The sequence below is a fragment of the Phycicoccus elongatus Lp2 genome, assembly GCF_000367525.1.
Taxonomy (GTDB): domain Bacteria; phylum Actinomycetota; class Actinomycetes; order Actinomycetales; family Dermatophilaceae; genus Phycicoccus_A; species Phycicoccus_A elongatus.
On record NZ_HF570956.1, the window covers coordinates 814,322 to 835,089 of the forward strand.

Sequence of the window (20,768 nt, forward strand, 5' to 3'; positions counted from 1 at the left end):
CTGGTCGTGATCGAGGCTGCCGATGAGGCTCTGGACGGAATGCCCGCCGTGTTGTGGCAGGCCGACGGGGCCGGGTTGGTGGCGACCTTGTCGGTCGCCGATCGGGTGGCTCGCCGTGCCGAGTCCGTGAGGTATGCCGTGGTGGCCGAGGCCGTGGCGCGCGGCGAGGTCGCCGCGTCGCAGGCAGGGTCGGTGCACCAGTGGGTGCGTGAGCGTGCGCCCGGCTTTGCCGGTGACGGGCTGGGGTCTGTCGTCAAGGCGGTCGAGGTGCTGGCCAAACCAGACCATGCCGCCTTCGATGTGGCCGTGCGTGCCGGCCGGGTGTCCCCTGCGGTGGGTCTGGCCTGCGCCCGCGAATGGGAGGCGCTCCAGACGCGCGTGTGCCAGGAGGCGGCGCCCACCGTACGTGAGGCGCTCATCGCGATCGGGGAGAGCGACGGTGCCCGTGAGGTCCGGCGCCTGCGACCGGCACTGTTGGCCCGTTATGGGCTCGATGGTGAGTTCCAGGAGAGCCAGGACGCGCTCGCTGCGCGCGTGGCACTGTCGTCGGGGCGTGGCGACGAGACCGGGATGACGACCTATGAGTTCACCTGCGATCCCGAAGGGGCGGCGGTGCTCGAGTCGGCCATCGGTCCACTCACGCGCCCCGTCCCGGATCCCGTGACCGGGGAGCCGGACCCGCGCACCGTGGAGCAGCGGCGCGGGCGGGCATTGGTCGAGTCACTGCGCCGTGCGGCCCAGGTGACGTCCGGCGCTGGTTCGCTGGCCGGAGCCAAAGCGACCCTGGTCGTCGCGATGGACCTCGACGACCTCAAGGCGCGGATCGGCGCTGGGACCGTCCTGACCTCGACCGTCGCCGACACGCTGTTGGCGCCGGAGACGGTCCGCCGTCTGGCTTGCGATGCCCAGATCATCCCGGCGGTGCTCGGTGGTCCGAGCAGCGTGCTCGACTGGGGCGAGACCCAACGACTCTTCCAGCCAGCCCAGGTCAAGGCACTCTGGCTGCGAGACCGCGGCTGCACCTTCCCGGGCTGTTCGGCTCCTGCCGCCTGGTGCGATGCGCACCATGTCCGGCACTGGGTCGACGGCGGCCCGACCGACCTGTCGAACGCAACCCTCCTCTGCGGCCGACACCACACGATCGTGCACCGTGACCAGCTGACCGCGACGATCGATGCCGGGGGCGTCAACTGGCACACGGCGCCCGAACCCGCCAGGTGGACTGACACGGTGACGGGTGCCCCGGGCCCGACTCGCCACCGGAACCGCCACCGACGATGACCCCGCCCCGCACCCGGCGCGCCCACGCGGCGTCGGGGCCTTGGTATGCCGTGCGGTGGGCGCGGGCGGGCGCGGGGATGGAAGGGGTGGGCGCGGATAGGCGCTGGCTGTGGGGTGCGTGGGCGGGTGCGAGGGCGACAGAGCGGGGCCGAGCCTGCACGCGGGACCGGCACGCGGCATACGGTGAACCCATGGCACTGCGCTGGTACACGACCGTCATCGACGCCCACGACATCGCGACCCTCTCCCGCTGGTGGGCGCAGACCCTCGACTGGCAGATCGTCTACGAGGATGACGAGGAGGTCGCGATCATCCCCAAGTGGGTGGCCGAGGACCGGATCGGGGACCTGGCCGAGTGGCTGCGCTCCGGCCCGGGCATGGTCTTCGTCCCCGTCCCCGAGGGCAAGGCGGTCAAGAACCGACTCCACATCGACCTCGCGCCCCACAAGAGCCAGGACCGCGATGCCGAGGTGGCCGCCCTCCTCGAGCGCGGCGCCACCCACGCCGACGTCGGGCAGTCCGACGATGTCACCTGGACGGTGCTTGCCGACCCCGAGGGCAACGAGTTCTGCGTCCTCTCCGCGCGCGACCGGTGACCGCACCCCCCCTCGGCGACCTCCTGGCCGGGCTGCGGGTCGTCTCCATACCGATGCGCGTGCGCTTCCGCGGCGTCACCCACCGCGAGGTCGCCCTCATCGAGGGGCCGGCGGGGTGGGGCGAGTTCGGCCCCTTTCTCGAGTACCCGCCGGCCGAGGCCGCCCGGTGGCTCGCCTCCGCCATCGAGAGTGCGTATGCCGCGCGGCCGGCCCCTCTCCGCGCCTCCGTCCCTGTCAACGCCACCATCCCGGCCGTCCCACCCGATGCTGTGGCCGCTGTGCTGCACCGTTTCCCGGGGTGCACGACAGCGAAAGTAAAGGTGGCCGAAGCCGGCCAGATGTTGGCCGACGACCTCGGCCGTGTGGCGGCCGTCCGTGATGCGATGGGACCAAGCGCTCGGATCCGGGTCGACGCCAATGGCGGGTGGTCCCTCACCGAGGCGACGGACGCTGTGGGGAGGCTCGCGGCATACGACCTGGAGTATGTGGAGCAACCCTGCGCCTCCGTCGAGGAACTTGCCGACCTGCGAAAAGCGCTGGCGCGCAACAGGATCGATGTACCCATCGCTGCCGACGAGTCGATCCGCAAGGCCGAGGATCCCCTGCGGGTCCGTGACCTCGAGGCAGCCGACCTGGTCGTCATCAAGGTCGCTCCCCTCGGGGGCGTCGCCAATGCCCTACGCATCGTCGCCGAGTGTGGCCTACCCGCCGTCGTGTCGTCCGCCCTCGACACCAGCGTCGGGATCTCCGCGGGCGTGGCGCTCGCGGCCGCCCTTCCCGTCCTCGACCACGCCTGTGGGCTCGGCACGGTGGGGCTCTTCGACGGCGATGTGACGACGGCCCCTCTCGTCCCGGTCGGAGGCCTGCTGCCACAGCGGCGGGTGACTCCCGACCCTGGCCTCCTGACGCACTGGGCCGCACCACCGCACCGCGTCGCCTGGTGGCGGGAACGCGTGGAGCAGGCGCACGGGTTGTTCCCAACCTCCCCTTGACCTGACAGGCTCGCCGTCATGGTGGACATCCGGTGGATCTGGCTCTTCCTCGACACGGTCGAGACCGACCGCGGCCCATCGTGGGAGTTCTGGCGCCAGGTGACCCGCTCCGCGCTCTCGCCGACACGGGGCGAACGCGACCAGTTCGCGACCTTCCTGCCTGCCCACGGGGACCCGTGGATCAAGGTCCAGGCGGTGCAGACCGTGCCCGTGGGCCGCACCGGGGGCGTTCACCTCGACCTCGACGTCGACGACTCGCGCGTGGCGGCCGAGGAGGCCAAGGGCCTGGGGGCCCGCGAGGTCGGCACCTTCACCGACCCCGATCCGGACGGCGGACCCGACCGCGAGACCGTCGTCGTGATGACGACACCGGCCGGGCAACTCTTCTGCTTCACGACCCACCGAGGTGAGCAGCGGCACCAGCATCGCGAGGATGAGCCCGACCTGCTCGACCAGGTCTGCCTCGACCTCGCCGAGGAGGACTTCGCCGTCGACGCCGTCTTCTGGCACGACCTGACCGGCTGGGACCTCGGGGCGGGAGGAGCGCACCGGGAGTTCCGCAGCCTGCGGCGACCCACCGGCATACCCGTCCGGCTGCTGGTCCAGCGAGTGGACGCGACGACATCGCCGCCTGGCGCCCACGTCGACCTCGCCTGCCTGGACCGGGCGGCAACCCGACGCCAACACGAGGGGCTCGGTGCGACGCACGTCGGTGACGGACCACGCTGGAGCGTCATGCGGGACCCGGTCGGCCGGATCTACTGCCTCACCGACCGCGACGTCGTCACCGGAACCCTCGCCCCCGACCCCGTCAACCCCTAGGGTCGGGATCGTGAACATCGTCTTCGTCGAGCCGTCCTTCCCCGCCAACCAGCGCCGGTTCGCCCTCGCCCTGGCATCCGTCGGCGCCAATGTCATCGGCGTCGGTGAGACCGACGAGTGGTCCCTCGACGAGGAACTGCGCTCGGCCCTCACCGGCTACTACCGCGTCTCCTCGGTGACCAACCTGCGCGAAATGACCGACGCCGTCCGCTGGGCCCAGAGTCGCTGCTGGGTCGACCGGCTGGAGGCGACGGTCGAGGCGCACACCATGGTGGCGGCGCAGGTCCGCGAGGCGTGCGGCATCCCCGGCACCTCGGTCCGGGCGACCTGGCTGTGCCGCGACAAGCCGTCGATGAAGGAGGCGCTACGCCAGGCCGGTGTCCCCACGGCGGCGTCGACCGCGGCCGACCACGCCGACGAGATCTGGGCCTTCGCCAAGGAGATCGGCTACCCGCTGATCCTCAAGCCTCGCGCCGGGGCCGGCGCCCAGGGCACGGTCCGGGTCGACAGCGACACGGACCTCGCCCATGCGATCACGGTGCTCGCCGCCACCGGTGCCACGTCGATCGCGGTCGAGGAGTTCGTCGAGGGGCACGAAGGCTTCTACGACACGATCGCCAAGGACAACCGGGTCGTCCACGACTGGACCACGCACTACTACCCCAACGTCCTGGAGGCGATGCGCACCCGCTGGATCTCGCCGCAGTTCATCACCACCAACCGGATGGCCGACTCCTCCTTCTACACCGAGGTCGCCGAGCTCGGCCAGCGTGTCATCGAGGCCCTCGACATCGGCACGTCGGCCACCCACATGGAATGGTTCCACGGACCCAAGGGCCTGCGCTTCTCCGAAATCGGTTGTCGCCCACCGGGTGTCGGGTGTTGGGACCTGTATGCCGCGAGCAACGATGTCGACGTCTACCGCGAGTGGGCAAACATCGTCACCCACGGCTCACCGATCCACGCCATGACCCGCCCCTACTCCGCCGGCATCATTGCGCTGCGTCCGGACCGGGACGGTCACATCTCCGGCTACTCGGGGATCGAGGAGATCCAGGCGCGTCACGGTGAGTGGGTCATCGACGGCCACTTCCCGCCGATCGGCCACTTCACGCAGCCCGTCGAGGCCGGCTACATGGCCAACGCCTATGTGCGCCTGCGGCACCCCGACTACGACACCCTGCGGGGGATGCTCGATGATGTCGGCCGGACCATCAAGGTCCACGCCCACTGACGCCGACGCTTCACCCCACGAATCCATGCGCACCATCCTGCTCGGACCCCAACGCTTCCAGGTGACCGCTCCGGCGGCCCTGCGCTCGCTGGGTGTCGACGGACCGGTCGCCACCATCAACTCCGGGTGGGAGGAGCGCGAGGACGTCGTCGAGGAACTCGATGCCGCCCTCGACGGTCGGGCCGTGCACCTGCGCCTGCACCATCGGATGGAGGACGTCCTGGCCAAAGACCCCACCTTCGCCGCGTCGGCCCTCGCCTTCCGTGACCGTCACGACGACCTGCTGACCTCCTATCGCCTCCGCCTGCACCACGCCCTCGATGGGGTGTATGCCGTGCAGCGCCGGGCCGCTGCGGGCCACGGCCGGTCCTTCGGCGCCGTCGACGACGCCATCGAGGGGCTGCGCGCGATCGACCAGTGGTACCTGCGGACCCTGCGCGTGCTCTATGAGGACATGCGCGAGGTCGCGCCCCTGGAGTCCAGCGGCGTCATCGGCTGGCACCGCGGTGAGATCGAAGCCCTCCTGAGCCGATGCGCGGTGCTCGTCATGCCAGGTGGCCATGTGGGGACGCTGCTGCGGACGCTGCGCCTCTTCGCCGTCGAGATCCCCGAGGCGATGCCGGTCATTGCCTGGTCGGCCGGGGCCATGGCCCTCACCGAGCGGGTTGTCCTCTTCCATGACCTCGGCCCGGAGGGAGCCTCCGAGACCGAGGTCCATGACGCCGGTCTCGGCCGCATCAAGGGGTTCATCGCGCTGCCGCACGCCCGCCGGCGCCTGCTCCTGGACGACAAGGCGAGGTGCTCGGTCTTCGCCCGTCGGTTCATGGAGCGACATTGCGTGTTGCTCGACGACGGAGTGATTCTCGAGATCGACGCCGAGGGGGCGCTCCCGGCCGGTGCCCGGGTGCTCGGCCTCGACGGGGCCATCCACGAGGTGCAGCCCCGGTGAGCGCCGAGACCTTCCGCACGCCGGGCGGCCTGCGCCGACGCGCCCAGAAACTGGAGATCAACAAGTTGCGCGACCGGGGGCCGGTCGACGAGGAACTCGTCGACCGCTTCCTGGCACGTCACCAGGTGCCGATCATCGAGGGGGAGCGCGCTACCTTCCTCTACCGCGGCGACGCGGACGAGGTGTGGGTGCGTCACCGTGTCGTCGGCCTGCCCGATCCGCTCCCACTACGGCGGATCGGCTCCTCGAGCCTCTGGGCCGCGACCTGTGACCTGCCCACCGGGTCGCGGGTGGAGTACCAACTCGAAACGCGCCGGGGAGACCACTACGAGCGCTTCAACGACCCGCTCAACCCGCGGCTCGCGGCCTCGCCGCTCGGCTCCAGCTCGGTGTGCGCCGCCATCGGGTATGCCGTGCCAGAGTGGGTGCACCACGATCCGGAGGCCCGCGAGGGTGAACTGGTCAGTGAGGTGGTCCGGTCCAAGGCTCTGCGCCGCGACCAGGAGGTGCTGCTCTACCTCCCCGCCCGATTCAACCGAGCGGCTCGCTACCCGCTCCTCATCGTCCACGACGGCACCGACTACCTCGGCTACACGATGATGCAAACCGTATTGGACAACCTCATTCACCGGCTCGACATCGCGCCGATGATCGTGGCCTTCGTGCCGCCGCGTGATCGCCTCAAGGAGTACCCCAACCACGCGCCGCACGCGCGCTTCATCGCGCGCGAGCTCCTGCCTCTGCTCACCGAGCGATTTCCGCTGCAGGACAACCCCTCCGGTCGCACGCTCATGGGATCAAGCTTCGGCGGCATCGCGGCCCTTTCGACGGCGGTCCGCTACCCCGGGGTCTTCGGCTCCCTCTTCCTCCAGTCGGCCTCACTGGTCTTCACCGACATCGGCACCGACCACGGCGGTGGTCCTGCCTTCGACCCGGTCGTGAAGTTCATGAACAAGTACCGCGCCAAGCCGACCGCCCCTGTGGATCGCATCTTCATGACCTGCGGGATCTATGAGCCCCTCATCACGCCCAACCGCTCGATGGTCCCGGTCTTCCGGTCGACGGGGATGACGGTGAAGTACACAGAGGCCCGGGACGGTCACAACTGGGAGAACTGGCGCGATCAACTGCGCGACGGCCTGTCCTGGTTGCATCCGGGGCCGCAGCTCTTCGTCTACGAGTGAGGACGCCCATGGTGGATTCAGCGGTGCAGGAGTCGCTGCGGCAGGCCGTTGCCTCCCGTATGCCGTGGGTGCGTGACGAGCTCGCCACTCTCGTCGCCTTCCGTTCGGTCGCCAACCCCGCCATCGAGCCGGCCGAGGAGTGTGTCGCGGCGGCGCGGCGGGTCGAAGACTTGGTGCGCGACAGCGGTTTTGAGCAGGTTGAGGCCGTCGATGCGCCGGACGGCTCGATCGCCGTCTGTGCCCGCTCGCCACGTGCTGGCCGTCCGTCAGTGCTCCTCTATGCCCACCATGATGTCGTGCCGGCCGGTGACCCCAGTGACTGGGACAGCGACCCGTGGACCCTCACCGAACGGGACGGACGCTGGTTCGCGCGCGGGGCCGCCGACTGCAAGGGCAACTTCCTCGCCCTGTTGCTCGCCCTGCGGTCGGTGCGAGAAGTCCTGGGGGAGTGGCCGATCGAGATCGCCATGGTCGTCGAGGGTTCGGAGGAGCAAAGCAGCGGCGGCATGGAGGCCATCGCCCGGGCGCGACCCGAGCTCGTCGCCGCCGACGCGATCGTCCTGGCCGACACCGGCAACGTCGAGGCCGGCCTCCCGACCCTGACGACCTCGCTGCGGGGGACCGGCAGCGTGCTCGTGACCGTGCGCACGATGGATCACGCAGCGCACTCGGGAATGTTCGGCGGTGCTGCTCCGGATGCCTTGCAGGCCCTGCTCATGGGCCTGGCCACTCTGCGTGATGCCGAGGGTGAGACGACGATCGACGGACTGGACCATACCGGCACCTGGCGTGGCGCCCCCGTCGACGCCTCGCGATTCCGCCACGACGTGGGTGCCCTCGACGGCGTGGGTCCGCTCGGGGGCGATGACACCATCGCCGACCGCCTCTGGGCCCGTCCAGCCGCCACGGTGCTCGCCATCGACGCCCCACCGATCGCGCAGGTCACGGCCGCAGTGCAGGGCGAGGCCCGTGCGGTCGTCAACCTCCGCGTCCCAGCCGACATGGATCCCGCTGTGGCACAGCAACTTCTCATCGACCATCTGCACCGCCACATCCCCTGGGGATTGGTGGAGACCCAACCCGTCTCCCTCGGGCGCGGCTTCCGCGCGCGCACCGACGGCCCGGCGTATGCCGCGATGAGGCAATCCATGCAGACTGCCTTCGGGTTCGAGCCGGTCACGACCGGTCAGGGCGGATCGATCCCCCTTGCCGTCGCCCTCGCGCAGTTGCACCCCGAGGCCGAGATCATGCTCCTGGGCGTCGAAGAACCCGCGTCGCGGATCCACGCCACCAACGAGAGCGTCGATCCGCGCGAACTGGAGCGCACGGCATACGCCCTCGCCCTGTTCCTGCTCGAACTGGCCTGACGCTCAGTCGAACTCGAGTCCGAGCAGTGCGTTCTCCACAACCTCGGACAGGGCCGGGTGGATCCAGTACTGCCCCCGCGCGACCTCGTGGACGTCCTGTCCGAAGGACGCCGCCTGGATGAGGGGCTGGATGACGGTCGAGGCCTGCGGGCCGATGCAGTGCGCGGCGAGAACGCGCCGGGTGACGGGACTCGCGTGCACGGTGAGGAAGCCGCCGACGTCCTCGAGGGCCCAGCCGTAGGCGATGTCGCCATAGCGCTGGGTCTTGGTGACGTATGCCGTGCCGCTCGCCTCCAGCTCGGCGGCGGTCGGTCCGAAGGCCGCCACCTGCGGATGGCCGAAGACCGCGTGGGGGACGAAGCGGTGGTCGGACTCCTGAGGCGCCGCGTCGAGACGGCCGAAGGCGACGGCCAGGTTGTGGGCGACCACGCGCGCCTCGTGATTGGCGACGTGCTTGAGCTGCCAGTGGCTGGACACGTCGCCGAGCGCCCAGACGCCCTCGACGCTGGTGCGCTGCTGTGCGTCGACGACCACGTGGCCCTCCTCGTCGAGGGCGATGCCGCCGGCGGTGACGTCGAGCCGGTCACCATTGGGGACCCGCCCCGTCGCCAGCAGGACGACGTCGGCGTCGATGGTTGCGCGCCCCTGAGGCCCGGTGACCTCCAGCTGCCACGTGCCGGCCTCGGTGCGGTGCGCGGCGTTCACCCCTGTCGACACCCGAAGGTCGTAGCGCTCACCGGCGAGGGCTGTGTAGCGCTTGGCGACTTCGGCCTCTTCCTTGCTGAGAACCGTTGCGCTGCGCTGGATCTGGGTCACCTCGACGCCCAGTGCGCTGAAGACGTGGGCGAACTCGCACCCCACGAAGCCGCCGCCGACGATGGCCATCCGCTTCGGCAGGGTGTCCAGCCGCATGATGGTGTCGCTGGTGTGCAGCCCGCGGCTCGGGTCCGGCTCGCGCAGGCCGTCGACGGGGAGACCGTTGGCCCGTGATCCAGCGGCGACGACGATCCGGTCGGCGCTGACCTGCCCGCCGGTCGACAGCGCGACGGTGCGGTCACCGACGAAACGGGCGGTCGCGGCATACACGGTGACGAAGTCCTGGCTGCGGCGATAGGCCTCGCCGCCGCTCGCGATGGGGTCGATGCGGCCGAAGATGCGGTCCCGGATGGCCGGCCAGTTGACCGTCGGCTTGGGGAAGGTGACGCCGAGGCGGTCGCTCTCGCGAGCCTCGACGATCCGATCGGCCGGCAGGACGTACATCTTCGTCGGGATGCAGCCGACGTTGAGGCAGGTGCCGCCGAAGCGACCTTCCTCGACGATCGCGATGTCGAGGCCCTCGAGTTCCGGGGTGATGACGGAGTTCCCCGAGCCCGTCCCGATGATGAGCAGGTTGTGGTGCGGCATACCGGGCAGCGTAGGCCGTCGTCCACAGGTGACAGCGGGCCAGGTGTGTCGTCCACAGTGCTGGCTGGTGCCAGTGGCTGCCGCCCGGCCAGTGCTGATCCGCTGTCGCCATGACGACCGACGAACTCTCCCGACATGCCCTGTCCTTCGATCTTGCGGCGGATCAGTTCCGTGAGCGTGCCGCCGAACTGCAGCGTCTCCCGCCCGCGTTCGGCGGCCCCGTGCTCGGTGGACGGGAGGCCGATCTCATGGACGAGTGCCGTGAGCAGGCCCTCGCGATCGCGCGCATGATGTCGGCCGTCGCCGACCTGGCGAGGCGGCTGGCGGCATGACCCTGTGGGTCGATCCGCCGGGAGCGGTGGCGTTGGCGACACGCCTGCGTGGGATGGCCGCGGAGGTCGACGAGAGCTTGTCCCGGGCGGGAGCCTGGGAGGTCATGGCGGCCGCAGCGGCGGTCGGTCTGCAACGCGCGATCACCCAGGCCGATGGTGTCGGGGCGGTGCAGGCAGCGCGCTGCGTCGCCGAGGTCGAGACGGCTGTCCTTCAGGTCGTCGCCCGCGTGCACGTCCTGCGCGGGGAGCTCTTGGCGCTGGCGGGGGCCTTCGTGAGGGCCGCCCGCGTGCTGGGTGCCGTGGAGGACGGGGTGGCCGATGCACTGGCCCGTCTGGACACACTGGCGCATGACCACCCGGACACGGTCGAGTGGCTGGCGGCGCGTGGGCACGAACATGCACTCGCCCCCTTGCTCGCCGCGGGGGAACGTGGGGGTCTCCTTGTCGAGGGCCCGCACCAGTTCGTGGGCATCGACACGGGCCCTCCGCGGGATGTGACCGCGCCGAAAGGGTTGGCCGACCTCGTCGCCGATGACATTGCCGTGGAGGAGGGTGACGGCTTCGTCCGGATCACCGAGGTGACCCGCCCCGACGGAACGCATGCCTGGGTCGTGGCGATCTCCGGGACGAAGGTGCTCGACCCCCGCGCTGGCTCGAACCCCTTCGACGTCACGACCGATGTCCGCTCCATCGAGGCCGGCGCGACGATCGCCGCCATCGGGGTCCATCGCGCCGTGCTGGCTGCCCAGCGCTCGACGGGCAGGGAGACCAGTGCGGAGCCGATCCTGCTCAGCGGGCACAGCCTGGGCGGGATGCTCGCCGCCGGGCTGGCGGCCGATCCGGCCTTCCGGCACGGCCGCAACGTCACGGGAGTCGTGACCGCAGGATCCCCGATCGGCCGTATGCCGGTGCCCGCCTCGGTGGGTGTGGTCGCCGTGGAGCACCGGGGTGACTTCGTCCCCCGCCTCGACGGGGTGGCGGGACGCACCGACGACACATGGCACACGCTCACCACTGATCCGGACGTGCAGGAGACCGGCGGGCGGGCCAGTCGCAGCCACGCCGGAGAGCTCTATGAAGGCTCGGCGCGCGCCTTCGACATGGTGGCACGCGAGGGCGAGTTGGAATGGGAGGAGGTGATCGCACCCTTCGTCGAGCCCGGCGCCACCGCCGTTGCGCACGACATCGTCCTGACGCGGGAGTGGCAGAATCCACGCTCGTGACCGATTCGCTGGCGTTCGCGACGGCGATCGTCGACGGATTGGTCGCGGCCGGTGTGCGCGAGATCGTCCTGTGCCCCGGCTCCCGATCCTCCCCTCTGGCGTATGCCGCGTGGTCCGCCGAGCACGCCGGCCGCCTGCGCCTGCACGTGCGGGTCGACGAACGCTCGGCGGGCTTCCTCGCCCTCGGGCTGGCGAAGACGTCGCGGGTGCCGGCCGCTGTCGTCACGACGTCCGGGACAGCCGTCGCGAACCTGCACCCAGCGGTCCTGGAAGCGCATCACGCGCGGGTGCCCCTCGTCGTGGTCAGCGCCGATCGCCCGGCCGCCCTGCGCGGGACGGGGGCGAACCAGACGACGATCCAACCGGGGATCTTCGGCGTGGCGGTGCACGGCGAGTGGGACCTCGCCGCTGCCGAGGCGGGGCCCGCGCTCGGCGAGGTCCTGACGGCTGTCGTGGCCTCGGCGTCGACCGGGCCGGTGCACCTCAACGTGCAGTTCGCGCCGCCGCTCGTGCCGGTTGGGCCACTGCCACCCACGGTGGAGCCGGTTGCCCCGATTGAGCCGCCCTTGGCCGATCGGCGCTCCTCTGATCGCGTGGCCACCCCGCCCGCCGAACCGTCGCCCGCGGACCCGACCGCGTCGGACCGTTTTCCGGCCCTGACCGGGCGCACCCTGGTCGTCCTGGGCGACCTGCCCGACCCTGCGGACGCGGAACTCGTGCTCGACTGGGCAGGAGCTCAAGGCTTGCCGGTCGTCGCCGAACCCTTCGGTCGACACGGAACGAACTCGCCCGTGCCGCACGGGGTCCTCCTGCTCGGAGCCGCGCCCTTCCTCGACGCGCATCTGCCCGAGAACGTCCTTGTCGTCGGTCGCCCCACCCTCAGTCGACCGGTCGCCCGGCTCCTCCAGCGGACAGACGTCAAGGTCATGGTGGTGGCGGCCGGCCTGGAGTTCGAGGTCCCCGGCCGGCAGGTTACCCATCTCCCCCTCCGGCGTTGTTCCCATGTGCCGCGGTTGTTCCGGGCGCCTGGAACCCTGCAGGGCGCGTCCGAGCGCGAGGCGGCGGACCCCGGGCGGAGCAGGTGGCGTGAATCGTGGATGGAGGCGGGTGGTGCCGTGGCCCGGGCGATCGCCGCGGACCCGCCGGCCTGGGGGACCGGCCCGGCCCTGGCGCGGGCGCTGGTCGCCAACCTCCCGGACGATGCCGTCCTCTTTGTCGGCAGTTCGAACAGCCCGCGAGACCTCGACGTCGCCGTGACCGGGCGCGCAGCCGGGGTCACGGTGGTCGCCGGTCGCGGTCTCGCCGGCATCGACGGATGTGTCTCGACCGCCATCGGGATTTCCCTGTCCGACAACGCTTCTCATGCCGGCCAACCACGTTCGCACTTCGCGCTCATGGGGGATCTGACCTTCCTCCACGACGCCAATGGCCTGCTCATCGGCCCCGATGAACTCCGACCCGACCTGACGATCGTCGTCGCGAACGATGACGGCGGGGGCATTTTCACCACCCTCGAGCCGGGGCAGCCCGACCTCGCTGAGCCCTTCGAGCGACTCTTCGGCACGCCCACCGGCACCGACCTGTCGGCGCTGAGCCTCGCCCACGGAATCGCGCACACCCGGGCGGACAGCGAAGCGTCCCTGGCGGCGGCGCTGGGAACCCGGCCCCACGGCATACGAGTCGTCGAGGTGGCGATCCGGCGCGAGACCCATCGAGCCGAGCGCGCCCGCTTGCAGGCGATGGCCAACGCTGCTCTGGGCTGAGGCCGATTTCGGGACCAACCGCCCGCTTGCGAGAATGCGTGGGTGACCCACTCGCTCCGCACCGATGTGCTCGTCGTCGGCGCCGGACCTGCCGGGTCAGCCGCCGCGGCGTGGTCTGCACGCGCCGGCCTCGACGTCGTCCTCGCTGACGCCGCCACCTTCCCCCGCGACAAGACCTGCGGCGACGGCCTCACCCCGCGAGCGATCGGCGAGTTGACCGCTTTGGGCCTCGAGGACTGGTTGCGCGCTCGCACCGTCAATCGTGGGCTGCGGGCCCATGGGTTCGGGCAGACGCTCATGCTCCCGTGGCCCGGAGGGTCGCTCCCGAACTGGGGCTCGGCCGCCCCTCGGATGGACCTCGACGCCCGCATCCGGCAGGTCGCGCTCGACGACGGTGCCACGGGGGTTGAGGGAGCCAAGGCGGTCGATGCCCGCGTCGAGGGCGGACGCGTCCGGGGGGTGACCTTCCAGCGTGGGAGCGAGAGTTTCGAGATCGAGTGTGAACGCCTGGTCGTCGCCGACGGGGTGCGCTCCGGGCTCGGCAAGGTGCTCGGGCGCGAGTGGCACAAGGACACCGTGTATGCCGTGGCCGGCCGTTGCTATGTCGACTCCACCATGGCCGACGATCCCTGGATCAGCAGCCACCTGGAACTACGCGGCGAGACCGGCGAGGTGCTCTCCGGCTATGGCTGGATCTTCCCGCTCGGCGGTGGTCAGGTGAATGTCGGCGTCGGCAGCCTGGCGACGACCAAGCGCCCGGCCGAGGTCGCGATCAAACCCCTGATGGCGCACTACACCGACCAACGGCGACACGACTTCGGCCTGACCGGCGCGGCCCGGATGGCCACGAGCGCCCTGCTGCCGATGGGCGGCGCCGTCTCGAATGTCGCCGGCCCCAACTGGGCCCTCATCGGCGATGCTGCCGCGTGCATCAACCCGCTCAACGGCGAGGGCATCGACTACGGCCTGGAAACCGGCCGGATGATCGCGGACCTGCTCGACACGGACCTCTCGCGGTCCTGGCCGACGACCCTGCAGGAGCACTACGGCGAGGCCTTCTCGATCGCCCGGCGACTGGCCGGGGTCTTCACTGTCCCCAAGGTGTTGACCGCCCTCGGGCCGGTGGGCATGCGCTCGGACTGGTTGATGACCCTTGCGCTGCGCTGGATGGGCAACCTGGTGACCGACGACGACCGCGACCGCTCGGCGCGCGTCTGGCGCTGGGCCGGCCGCCGCTCGATCGCCGTCGACGCCCGCCCGCCCTTCAGCTGACCTCGCCGGGTGACCTCCCTGGGTGACCTCCCTGGGTGACCTCGCCAGTGCTGACGCGCCGCCTTCAGCTCGGAGACACGAAGTCGCGATGTGGCGAGGTGAAGTCGTCGATCGGGGAGCCGGACGACGCGAAGTCGCGATGTGTCGAGTTGTGGGAGGGGCCGGTCAGCGGCCCGAGGGTCACTGCGTCAGGGCGTCGCGCATCGGGACGAGTTTGGCGTCGGATTCGGCGACCTCGGCCTCCGGATCGGAGCCGGCAACGATCCCGCACCCGGCGAAGAGGCGCATGCGCGACGGATCGCCCGGGTCCACCTCCCCGGTGCGCAGGGCGATGCCCCACTCCCCGTCACCGGAGGCATCGATCCAGCCGACCGGACCGGCATACCGACGGCGATCCATGCCCTCGAGGTCCGCGATCACCTGGTCGGCGATGGCCCTCGGGGTCCCGCACACCGCCGCGCTCGGGTGCAGCGCCTCGGCCAGCGCCAACGACGACGCCCCGTCGGCGAGCACACCCGTGACGTCCGTCGCCAGATGCATGACATTGGGCAGGTGCAGCACGAAGGGCGTTTCCGGCACGTTCATCGACGAGCAGTGCGGGCGCAGGGCGTCAGCCACCGAGCGCACGGCGTACTCGTGCTCCTCCAGGTCCTTCGAGGACCGCGCCAGCGACGCCGCCAGCGCCAGATCGTGCTCGTCATCACCGGTGCGCCGGATCGTGCCGGCGAGCACGCGCGAGGTCACCAGCCCCTTCTCGGAACGCGCGAGCATCTCCGGTGTCGCGCCGACGAGCCCGTCGACGCTGAACACCCAGGTGTTGTCATAGCGCTCCGCCAGGCGCGCGAGCAGCCAGCGGACGTCGATCGGGCGCTCGCTGCGCACCTCCAGGTCGCGCGCCAGCACGACCTTGTCCAGATGCCCCTGCGTGATCAGCTCGACGGCGTGCGCCACAGCACCCGCCCACTGGGTCGGCGACGAGGCGCCGTCGGCGAAGGTCACTCCTTCGGGTGCTGTCGGGGTCGAGCCGCTCGCCGGAGGAATGACCGAGGGCAGTTCGTCCCCCGTTGTCATCGTCGTCAGCCAGGCTCGATCACCGCGCCGTCCCACCACCACTTGCGGCACGACGAGCGTGGCGGCGGCGGCTGAGCTCGCGGCATACGCAATGGAGCCGAAGGCGACCGGTCCGGTCCCGGGCACGCCGACCTCGTTGCGGACGATCGCGCCGCCGGCGACCGACTCCCACCACGAACGCAGGCTCGCGAAGCGCTGGGCACCGGTGGCAACGTGCTCCGCCGCCCGGCCCCAGCCGACCATGCCTTCACCCCGACGCACCCAGGAGAACAACTCACCAGCCGCGGCAAACGGCAACAGCTCGATCAGCGCGGGGAGGTCGGCGACCGGCAGGGAGACGGTGCGGGCGAGCAGTGGCTTGCGCTCGGCGCCCGCGTCGGGCAGGGAGGTCATCAGGGCCAAAGCGTAGTCCCGGGTCGACAGTGCGAGGATGTCCGGCATGAGCCGTGCCTCCCTCGCGAAGGACCCGCGCGACGTCGCGGCGATGTTCGACGACGTCGCCGAGAAGTACGACGTGACCAACGATGTGCTCTCCCTGGGGCAGGACCGGTTGTGGCGCCGTGCCGTGCTCAGGGCCGTCGACGCCCGACCCGGCGACAAGATCCTCGACATCGCGGCCGGCACGGGCACGAGCAGTGAGCCCTTCGTGGACGCGGGCGCCGACGTGGTCCCCGCCGACTTCAGCCTGGGCATGCTCCGCGTGGGCAAGAAGCGGCGCGACGACCTCGGCTTCACCGCCGCTGACGCGATGCGCCTGCCCTTCGCCGACAACTCCTTCGATGCCGTCACGATGAGTTTCGGCCTGCGCAACGTCGCCGACGTCGACGACGCCCTCGGCGAGTTCGCGCGCGTCACTCGCCCCGGTGGCCGCCTGGTCATCTGTGAGTTCAGCGCCCCCACCAACAAGGCCTTCCGGACCGTCTACACCGAGTACCTCATGCGGGCCCTGCCACCGGTCGCCCGCAGGGTCAGCTCCAACCCCGACTCCTACGTCTACCTCGCCGAGTCGATTCGCGCGTGGCCGGACCAGCGCGCCCTCGCCGAGCAGGTACGGGCCGCAGGGTGGGACCAGGTCGCGTGGCGCAACCTCTCCGGTGGCATCGTCGCGCTCCACCGCGCGATCAAGGGGTGAGCCCCACCCCCGGACTTAGGCGAGCCTCACTCAACACTCGCGAGGGTGCGGCATACACTCGCGGCGTGTTCGTGAACGGCTTCACAAGCGGGCGAGGAATCGCCGACGCAGGGGTCGCCGCACACCCTCTCGCGCAGATGCCCGGGTCACCGAGTGGCCAAGGCCACACTCCCTCTAGGATGGCCGCGAACCCGGCCATGGGTCCGTCGGCGTGCGCCTATTCGCGAAAGGGGAGTTGACATCCGATGAGCAACCCCTACGTCCCGCTCTTCATCCTGCTGGCTCTTGGCTTCGGCTTCGCGGCGCTGTCGGTGGGCACCAGCCTCGTCGTGGGACCCAAGCGCTACAACCGGGCCAAGGCCGAGGCCTACGAGTGCGGCATCCAGCCCTCGCCGCGCGCCGAGGGCGGCGGTCGCGTGCCGATCAAGTACTTCCTGACGGCCATGCTCTTCATCATCTTCGACATCGAGTCGATCTTCCTGTTCCCCTTTGCGGTCGCCTTCGACCAACTCGGCCTGTTCGCCCTCGTCGAAATGGTCCTGTTCATCATCACCGTCTTCGTGGCCTACGCCTACGTGTGGAAGCGCGGCGGGCTCGAGTGGGACTGACAGGAGTTATTCGTATGCCGCGCGCCCGCCGTCGTTCTTCCCTCACCAAGGAGTGTTGATGGGACTCGAGGAGAAACTGCCAGCCGGCTTCGTGCTGACGACGTTGGAGAACGTCGTCGGGTACATGCGCAAGGCCTCGATCTGGCCCGCGACCTTCGGCCTGGCCTGCTGCGCCATCGAGATGATGGCCGTCGGCACGCCTGACTACGACATCGCCCGCTTCGGCATGGAGCGCTTCAGCGCCACGCCGCGCCAGGCCGACCTGATGATCGTCGCCGGCCGGGTGAGCCAGAAGATGGCCCCCGTGGTGCGCCAGGTCTACGACCAGATGGCCAACCCGAAGTGGGTCATCTCGATGGGCGTGTGCGCGAGCAGCGGTGGCATGTTCAACAACTACGCGATCGTCCAGGGCGTCGACCACATCATCCCGGTCGACATCTACCTGCCCGGCTGCCCGCCGCGCCCGGAGATGCTGCTCAACGCGATCATCGAGCTGCACGACCAGATCCAGCACAGCAAGCTCGGCGTCAACCGGGTGGCCGCGGCCCGCGCCGCCGAGCAGGCCGCCCTGGGCGCGGTCCCGACCTCGCTCATGGCCCCGACCCATGAGCACCACGCGCCCTTGACGGCCACGCCCGGGAGGAACCTGCTCGCATGAGTGACGACACGACCACCCCGGCAGGCACCGACAGCGGCGAGCTGTGGTCCACCGACGTCAGCCGTGACGTGGCCACCGACACCACCCCGGTGCAGGTGGGGGAGCGGCGCGGCATGTTCGGCGCCACCCGTGGCCAGGACACCACCGGCTACGGCGGCCTGCGCACCCCGATCCTCTTCCCCGGCGCCTCCGAGCGTCCCTACGGCTCGTACTTCGACGAGGTCGCCGACACCCTGGCTGCCGCCCTCCCGAGCGACGGCTATGGCACGGCCGTCGAGCGGGTCGTCGTCGACCGGGGCGAGATGACCCTCTTCGTGCGCCGTGAGCACCTGCTCGCCATCGCGCGTGCCCTGCGTGACGACCCGGCCCTGCGCTTCGAGGTGTGCACCGGCGTCTCTGGGGTTCACTTCCTCGCCGAGGCAGGCCGTGAGCTGCACGCGATCTACCACCTGCTCTCCATCACCCACAACCGCCGCGTGCGGCTCGAGGTGACCGCCCCGGACGCCGACCCGCACATCCCATCGGTCGTGGCCATCTGGCCGGGCGCCGATTGGCACGAGCGCGAAACCTGGGACATGTTCGGGATCATCTTCGACGGACACCCGGCCCTGACCCGCATCCTGATGCCGGACGACTGGCCCGGTCACCCCCAGCGCAAGGACTACCCCTTGGGTGGCATCCCCGTGGAGTACAAGGGCGGCACCGTCCCGCCGCCGGACCAGCGGAGGTCGTACAACTGATGAGCACCGACCACACGATCTTCGAGGACCGCGACGTCTCGTCCGAGCCCAGCCCGGGCCTGGACAGTGACCTCCCCGGCGACGACACGCTGCGCGGCACCGACTACTACGCCCTGGGCGACACCGACGGCTCGCCGGTCTTCAATGTCACCGGTGGCGACTGGGACGACCTGGTCGACGAGGCCACGGCCCTCCACGAGGAGCGGATCGTCGTCAACATGGGTCCGCAGCACCCGTCGACGCACGGCGTGCTCCGCCTCATCCTCGAGCTCGACGCCGAGACGGTGACCGAGGCCCGCGCGGGCATCGGCTACCTCCACACCGGCATCGAGAAGAACATGGAGTTCCGCACCTGGGTGCAGGGCGTGACCTTCTGCACCCGGATGGACTACCTGACCCCCATGTTCCAGGAGGCGGCCTACTGCCTGGCGGTCGAGAAGCTTTTGGGCATCACCGACCAGATTCCGGAGCGCGCCAGCATCATTCGCGTGCTGATGATGGAACTCACGCGCATCAACTCGCACCTGGTGTGCATCGGCACCGGTGGCATGGAGATGGGTGCCACAACGGTCATGACCGTCGGCTTCCGCGAGCGGGAGCGCATCCTGCGCGTCTTCGAACAGGTCACCGGCCTGCGCATGAACATGGCCTACATCCGCCCCGGTGGCGTGTCCCAGGATCTCCCGCACGGCGCCCTCGACCACATCACGACGATCGTCGGGGAACTCCGTCGCGGCATCCACGAGCTCGAGATGCTCCTCGCCGAGAACCCGCTTCTCAAGGGCCGCACCAAGGGTGTCGGGTACCTCGACCTCACCGGCTGTATCGCGCTGAGCATCACCGGTCCGGTCCTGCGCTCCACCGGTCTCCCGCACGACCTTCGCAAGTCAGAGCCCTACTGCGGCTACGAGACCTACGACTTCGATGTCATCACCCGCACGGGTGCGGACGCCTACGACCGACTGATGATCCGCATCCTCGAGATGTTCGAGTCGCTCAAGATCGTCGAGCAGTGCGTCGAGCGGCTGCGGACCACCGGCGGCCCGGTCATGGTCGAGGACAAGAAGATCGCCTGGCCGGCGCAGCTGTCGGTCGGCAGCGACGGTCAGGGCAACAGCCTCGACCACATCCGCGAGATCATGGGCACCTCGATGGAGTCCCTGATCCACCACTTCAAGCTCGTCACCGAGGGCTTCCGTGTCCCGCCCGGCCAGGTGTATGTCGCGGTCGAGTCGGCCAAGGGTGAGCTCGGTGTGCACTTGGTGTCCGACGGCGGCACGCGCCCCTATCGGGCGCACTTCCGAGACCCGAGCTTCAACAACCTGCAGGCCGTCGCCGCGATGTGCGAGGGCTCGATGGTTGCCGACGTGATCGTCGCCGTCGCGTCGATCGACCCCGTGATGGGAGGCGTGGACCGCTGATGGAGCACTACGGACTGCAGACCGCCGCCGGCCACCTGACCGTGCCCGCGGAGTCCAAGGAGCCGTATGCCGCGGACGTCGAGGCCGGCTTCCGCGCCGACGCCGCGCAGATCATCGCCCGCTACCCGCAGAAGCGCTCTGCGCTGCTGCCGATGCTGCACTTGGTGCAGTCGGTCGACGGCTACATCACCGGGCGCGGCATCGACCTGTGCGCCGAGCTGCTCGACCTGTCCACGGCCGAGGTCTCGGGTGTGGCCACCTTCTACACCCAGTACAAGCGCCACCCCAACGGCCGCTACACCGTCGGTGTCTGCACCAACACGCTGTGCGCGGTCATGGGCGGCGACGCGATCTGGGAGGCTGTCTCGGAGCACTTGGGCATCGGGCACGACGAGACCACCGACGACGGGTTGATCACGCTCGAGCGCATCGAGTGCAACGCCGCCTGTGACTTCGCGCCGGTCGTCATGACGAACTGGGAGTTCTTCGACAACCAGACGCCCGACTCCACGATCAAGTTGGTCGATGACCTGCGCTCCGGCCAGGACGTCCGGCCCACCCGCGGTCCCGACAAGGTCGTGTCCTTCCAGGAGATGTCACGCGTGCTCGCCGGCTTCCTCGACGGGCGCGCCGACCAGGGGCCGGGCGCTGCCGGTGCCTCGCTGGCCGGTCTCGCGGTCGCCCACGAGCGCGGCTGGTCCGCTCCCGGCGGCGCCGCC

The 20,768-nt window shown here is 70.2% G+C and carries 20 protein-coding genes; 18 read left to right on the forward strand and 2 right to left on the reverse strand.

Annotated elements, in window-relative coordinates:
• Nucleotides 1–39 precede the first annotated feature (39 nt).
• From BN10_RS15540 to BN10_RS03935, 8 genes are all read left to right on the forward strand, one after another.
• Nucleotides 40–1,281, forward strand: a complete 1,242-nt coding sequence (locus tag BN10_RS15540) for an HNH endonuclease signature motif containing protein (protein ID WP_233354255.1) — start codon at nt 40–42, stop codon at nt 1,279–1,281.
• A 191-nt stretch (nt 1,282–1,472) separates the two neighbouring features.
• A complete protein-coding gene (locus BN10_RS03905) occupies nt 1,473–1,877 on the forward strand; it encodes a VOC family protein (protein ID WP_040750904.1) in 405 nt (134 codons plus the stop codon).
• Nucleotides 1,874–2,869: an o-succinylbenzoate synthase gene (locus BN10_RS03910; protein ID WP_010849862.1), complete on the forward strand. Its 996-nt coding sequence runs from the start codon at nt 1,874–1,876 to the stop codon at nt 2,867–2,869. The genes BN10_RS03905 and BN10_RS03910 overlap by 4 nt, the downstream gene beginning before the upstream one ends.
• 18 nt (nt 2,870–2,887) lie before the next feature.
• Entirely contained in the window at nt 2,888–3,691 is an 804-nt protein-coding gene (locus BN10_RS03915) for a VOC family protein (protein WP_010849863.1), read from the forward strand.
• A gap of 10 nt (nt 3,692–3,701) precedes the next feature.
• Nucleotides 3,702–4,925 (forward strand): ATP-grasp domain-containing protein, encoded by a 1,224-nt coding sequence (locus BN10_RS03920; RefSeq protein ID WP_010849864.1) that lies wholly within the window; start codon nt 3,702–3,704, stop codon nt 4,923–4,925.
• Nucleotides 4,926–4,950: 25 nt separating this feature from the next.
• Entirely contained in the window at nt 4,951–5,874 is a 924-nt protein-coding gene (locus BN10_RS03925) for a type 1 glutamine amidotransferase family protein (protein ID WP_010849865.1), read from the forward strand.
• Complete coding sequence (locus BN10_RS03930) at nt 5,871–7,058, forward strand: alpha/beta hydrolase (RefSeq protein ID WP_010849866.1); 1,188 nt, start codon at nt 5,871–5,873, stop codon at nt 7,056–7,058. Before BN10_RS03925 ends, BN10_RS03930 begins: the two co-directional genes overlap by 4 nt.
• Before the next feature lie 8 nt (nt 7,059–7,066).
• A complete protein-coding gene (locus BN10_RS03935) occupies nt 7,067–8,425 on the forward strand; it encodes a M20/M25/M40 family metallo-hydrolase (RefSeq protein ID WP_010849867.1) in 1,359 nt (452 codons plus the stop codon).
• A gap of 3 nt (nt 8,426–8,428) precedes the next feature.
• On the opposite strand, the gene BN10_RS03940 is transcribed toward BN10_RS03935, so the two are convergent.
• Nucleotides 8,429–9,829 (reverse strand): mycothione reductase, encoded by a 1,401-nt coding sequence (locus BN10_RS03940; protein WP_010849868.1) that lies wholly within the window; start codon nt 9,827–9,829, stop codon nt 8,429–8,431.
• A gap of 110 nt (nt 9,830–9,939) precedes the next feature.
• Here BN10_RS03940 and BN10_RS16680 point away from each other — a divergent pair, with 110 nt between their 5' ends.
• From BN10_RS16680 to BN10_RS03960, 4 genes are read left to right on the forward strand one after another with little or no spacing between them, the layout of a single operon-like run.
• Nucleotides 9,940–10,161, forward strand: a complete 222-nt coding sequence (locus BN10_RS16680; RefSeq protein WP_040750905.1) for a hypothetical protein — start codon at nt 9,940–9,942, stop codon at nt 10,159–10,161.
• On the forward strand, nt 10,158–11,384 hold the full coding sequence (locus tag BN10_RS16685; protein WP_010849869.1) for an alpha/beta hydrolase family protein: 1,227 nt from the start codon (nt 10,158–10,160) through the stop codon (nt 11,382–11,384). Before BN10_RS16680 ends, BN10_RS16685 begins: the two co-directional genes overlap by 4 nt.
• Nucleotides 11,381–13,147: a 2-succinyl-5-enolpyruvyl-6-hydroxy-3-cyclohexene-1-carboxylic-acid synthase gene (gene menD / locus BN10_RS03955; RefSeq protein ID WP_010849870.1), complete on the forward strand. Its 1,767-nt coding sequence runs from the start codon at nt 11,381–11,383 to the stop codon at nt 13,145–13,147. The genes BN10_RS16685 and menD overlap by 4 nt, the downstream gene beginning before the upstream one ends.
• A gap of 42 nt (nt 13,148–13,189) precedes the next feature.
• Nucleotides 13,190–14,419, forward strand: coding sequence for a geranylgeranyl reductase family protein (locus tag BN10_RS03960; protein WP_010849871.1), 1,230 nt, complete (start codon nt 13,190–13,192; stop codon nt 14,417–14,419).
• A gap of 180 nt (nt 14,420–14,599) precedes the next feature.
• On the opposite strand, the gene BN10_RS03965 is transcribed toward BN10_RS03960, so the two are convergent.
• Nucleotides 14,600–15,931 carry an isochorismate synthase gene (locus BN10_RS03965; RefSeq protein WP_010849872.1) on the reverse strand — a complete coding sequence of 444 codons (1,332 nt, stop codon included), beginning with the start codon at nt 15,929–15,931 and terminating at the stop codon, nt 14,600–14,602.
• Here BN10_RS03965 and BN10_RS03970 point away from each other — a divergent pair.
• The 6 genes from BN10_RS03970 to nuoE form a co-directional block, all read left to right on the forward strand.
• Nucleotides 15,930–16,622, forward strand: coding sequence for a demethylmenaquinone methyltransferase (locus BN10_RS03970; protein WP_010849873.1), 693 nt, complete (start codon nt 15,930–15,932; stop codon nt 16,620–16,622). The two genes, BN10_RS03965 and BN10_RS03970, sit on opposite strands and share 2 nt — an antisense overlap.
• 245 nt (nt 16,623–16,867) lie before the next feature.
• Nucleotides 16,868–17,230 carry an NADH-quinone oxidoreductase subunit A gene (locus BN10_RS03975; protein ID WP_010849875.1) on the forward strand — a complete coding sequence of 121 codons (363 nt, stop codon included), beginning with the start codon at nt 16,868–16,870 and terminating at the stop codon, nt 17,228–17,230.
• Nucleotides 17,231–17,288: 58 nt separating this feature from the next.
• Nucleotides 17,289–17,888: a NuoB/complex I 20 kDa subunit family protein gene (locus tag BN10_RS03980; RefSeq protein WP_010849876.1), complete on the forward strand. Its 600-nt coding sequence runs from the start codon at nt 17,289–17,291 to the stop codon at nt 17,886–17,888.
• Nucleotides 17,885–18,628 (forward strand): NADH-quinone oxidoreductase subunit C, encoded by a 744-nt coding sequence (locus tag BN10_RS03985; protein WP_010849877.1) that lies wholly within the window; start codon nt 17,885–17,887, stop codon nt 18,626–18,628. The genes BN10_RS03980 and BN10_RS03985 overlap by 4 nt, the downstream gene beginning before the upstream one ends.
• Complete coding sequence (locus BN10_RS03990) at nt 18,628–20,049, forward strand: NADH-quinone oxidoreductase subunit D (protein ID WP_010849878.1); 1,422 nt, start codon at nt 18,628–18,630, stop codon at nt 20,047–20,049. Before BN10_RS03985 ends, BN10_RS03990 begins: the two co-directional genes overlap by 1 nt.
• Nucleotides 20,049–20,768: NADH-quinone oxidoreductase subunit NuoE (gene nuoE / locus BN10_RS03995; RefSeq protein ID WP_156917310.1), on the forward strand; the 720-nt coding region annotated here is incomplete at its 3' end. The genes BN10_RS03990 and nuoE, both read left to right, overlap by 1 nt.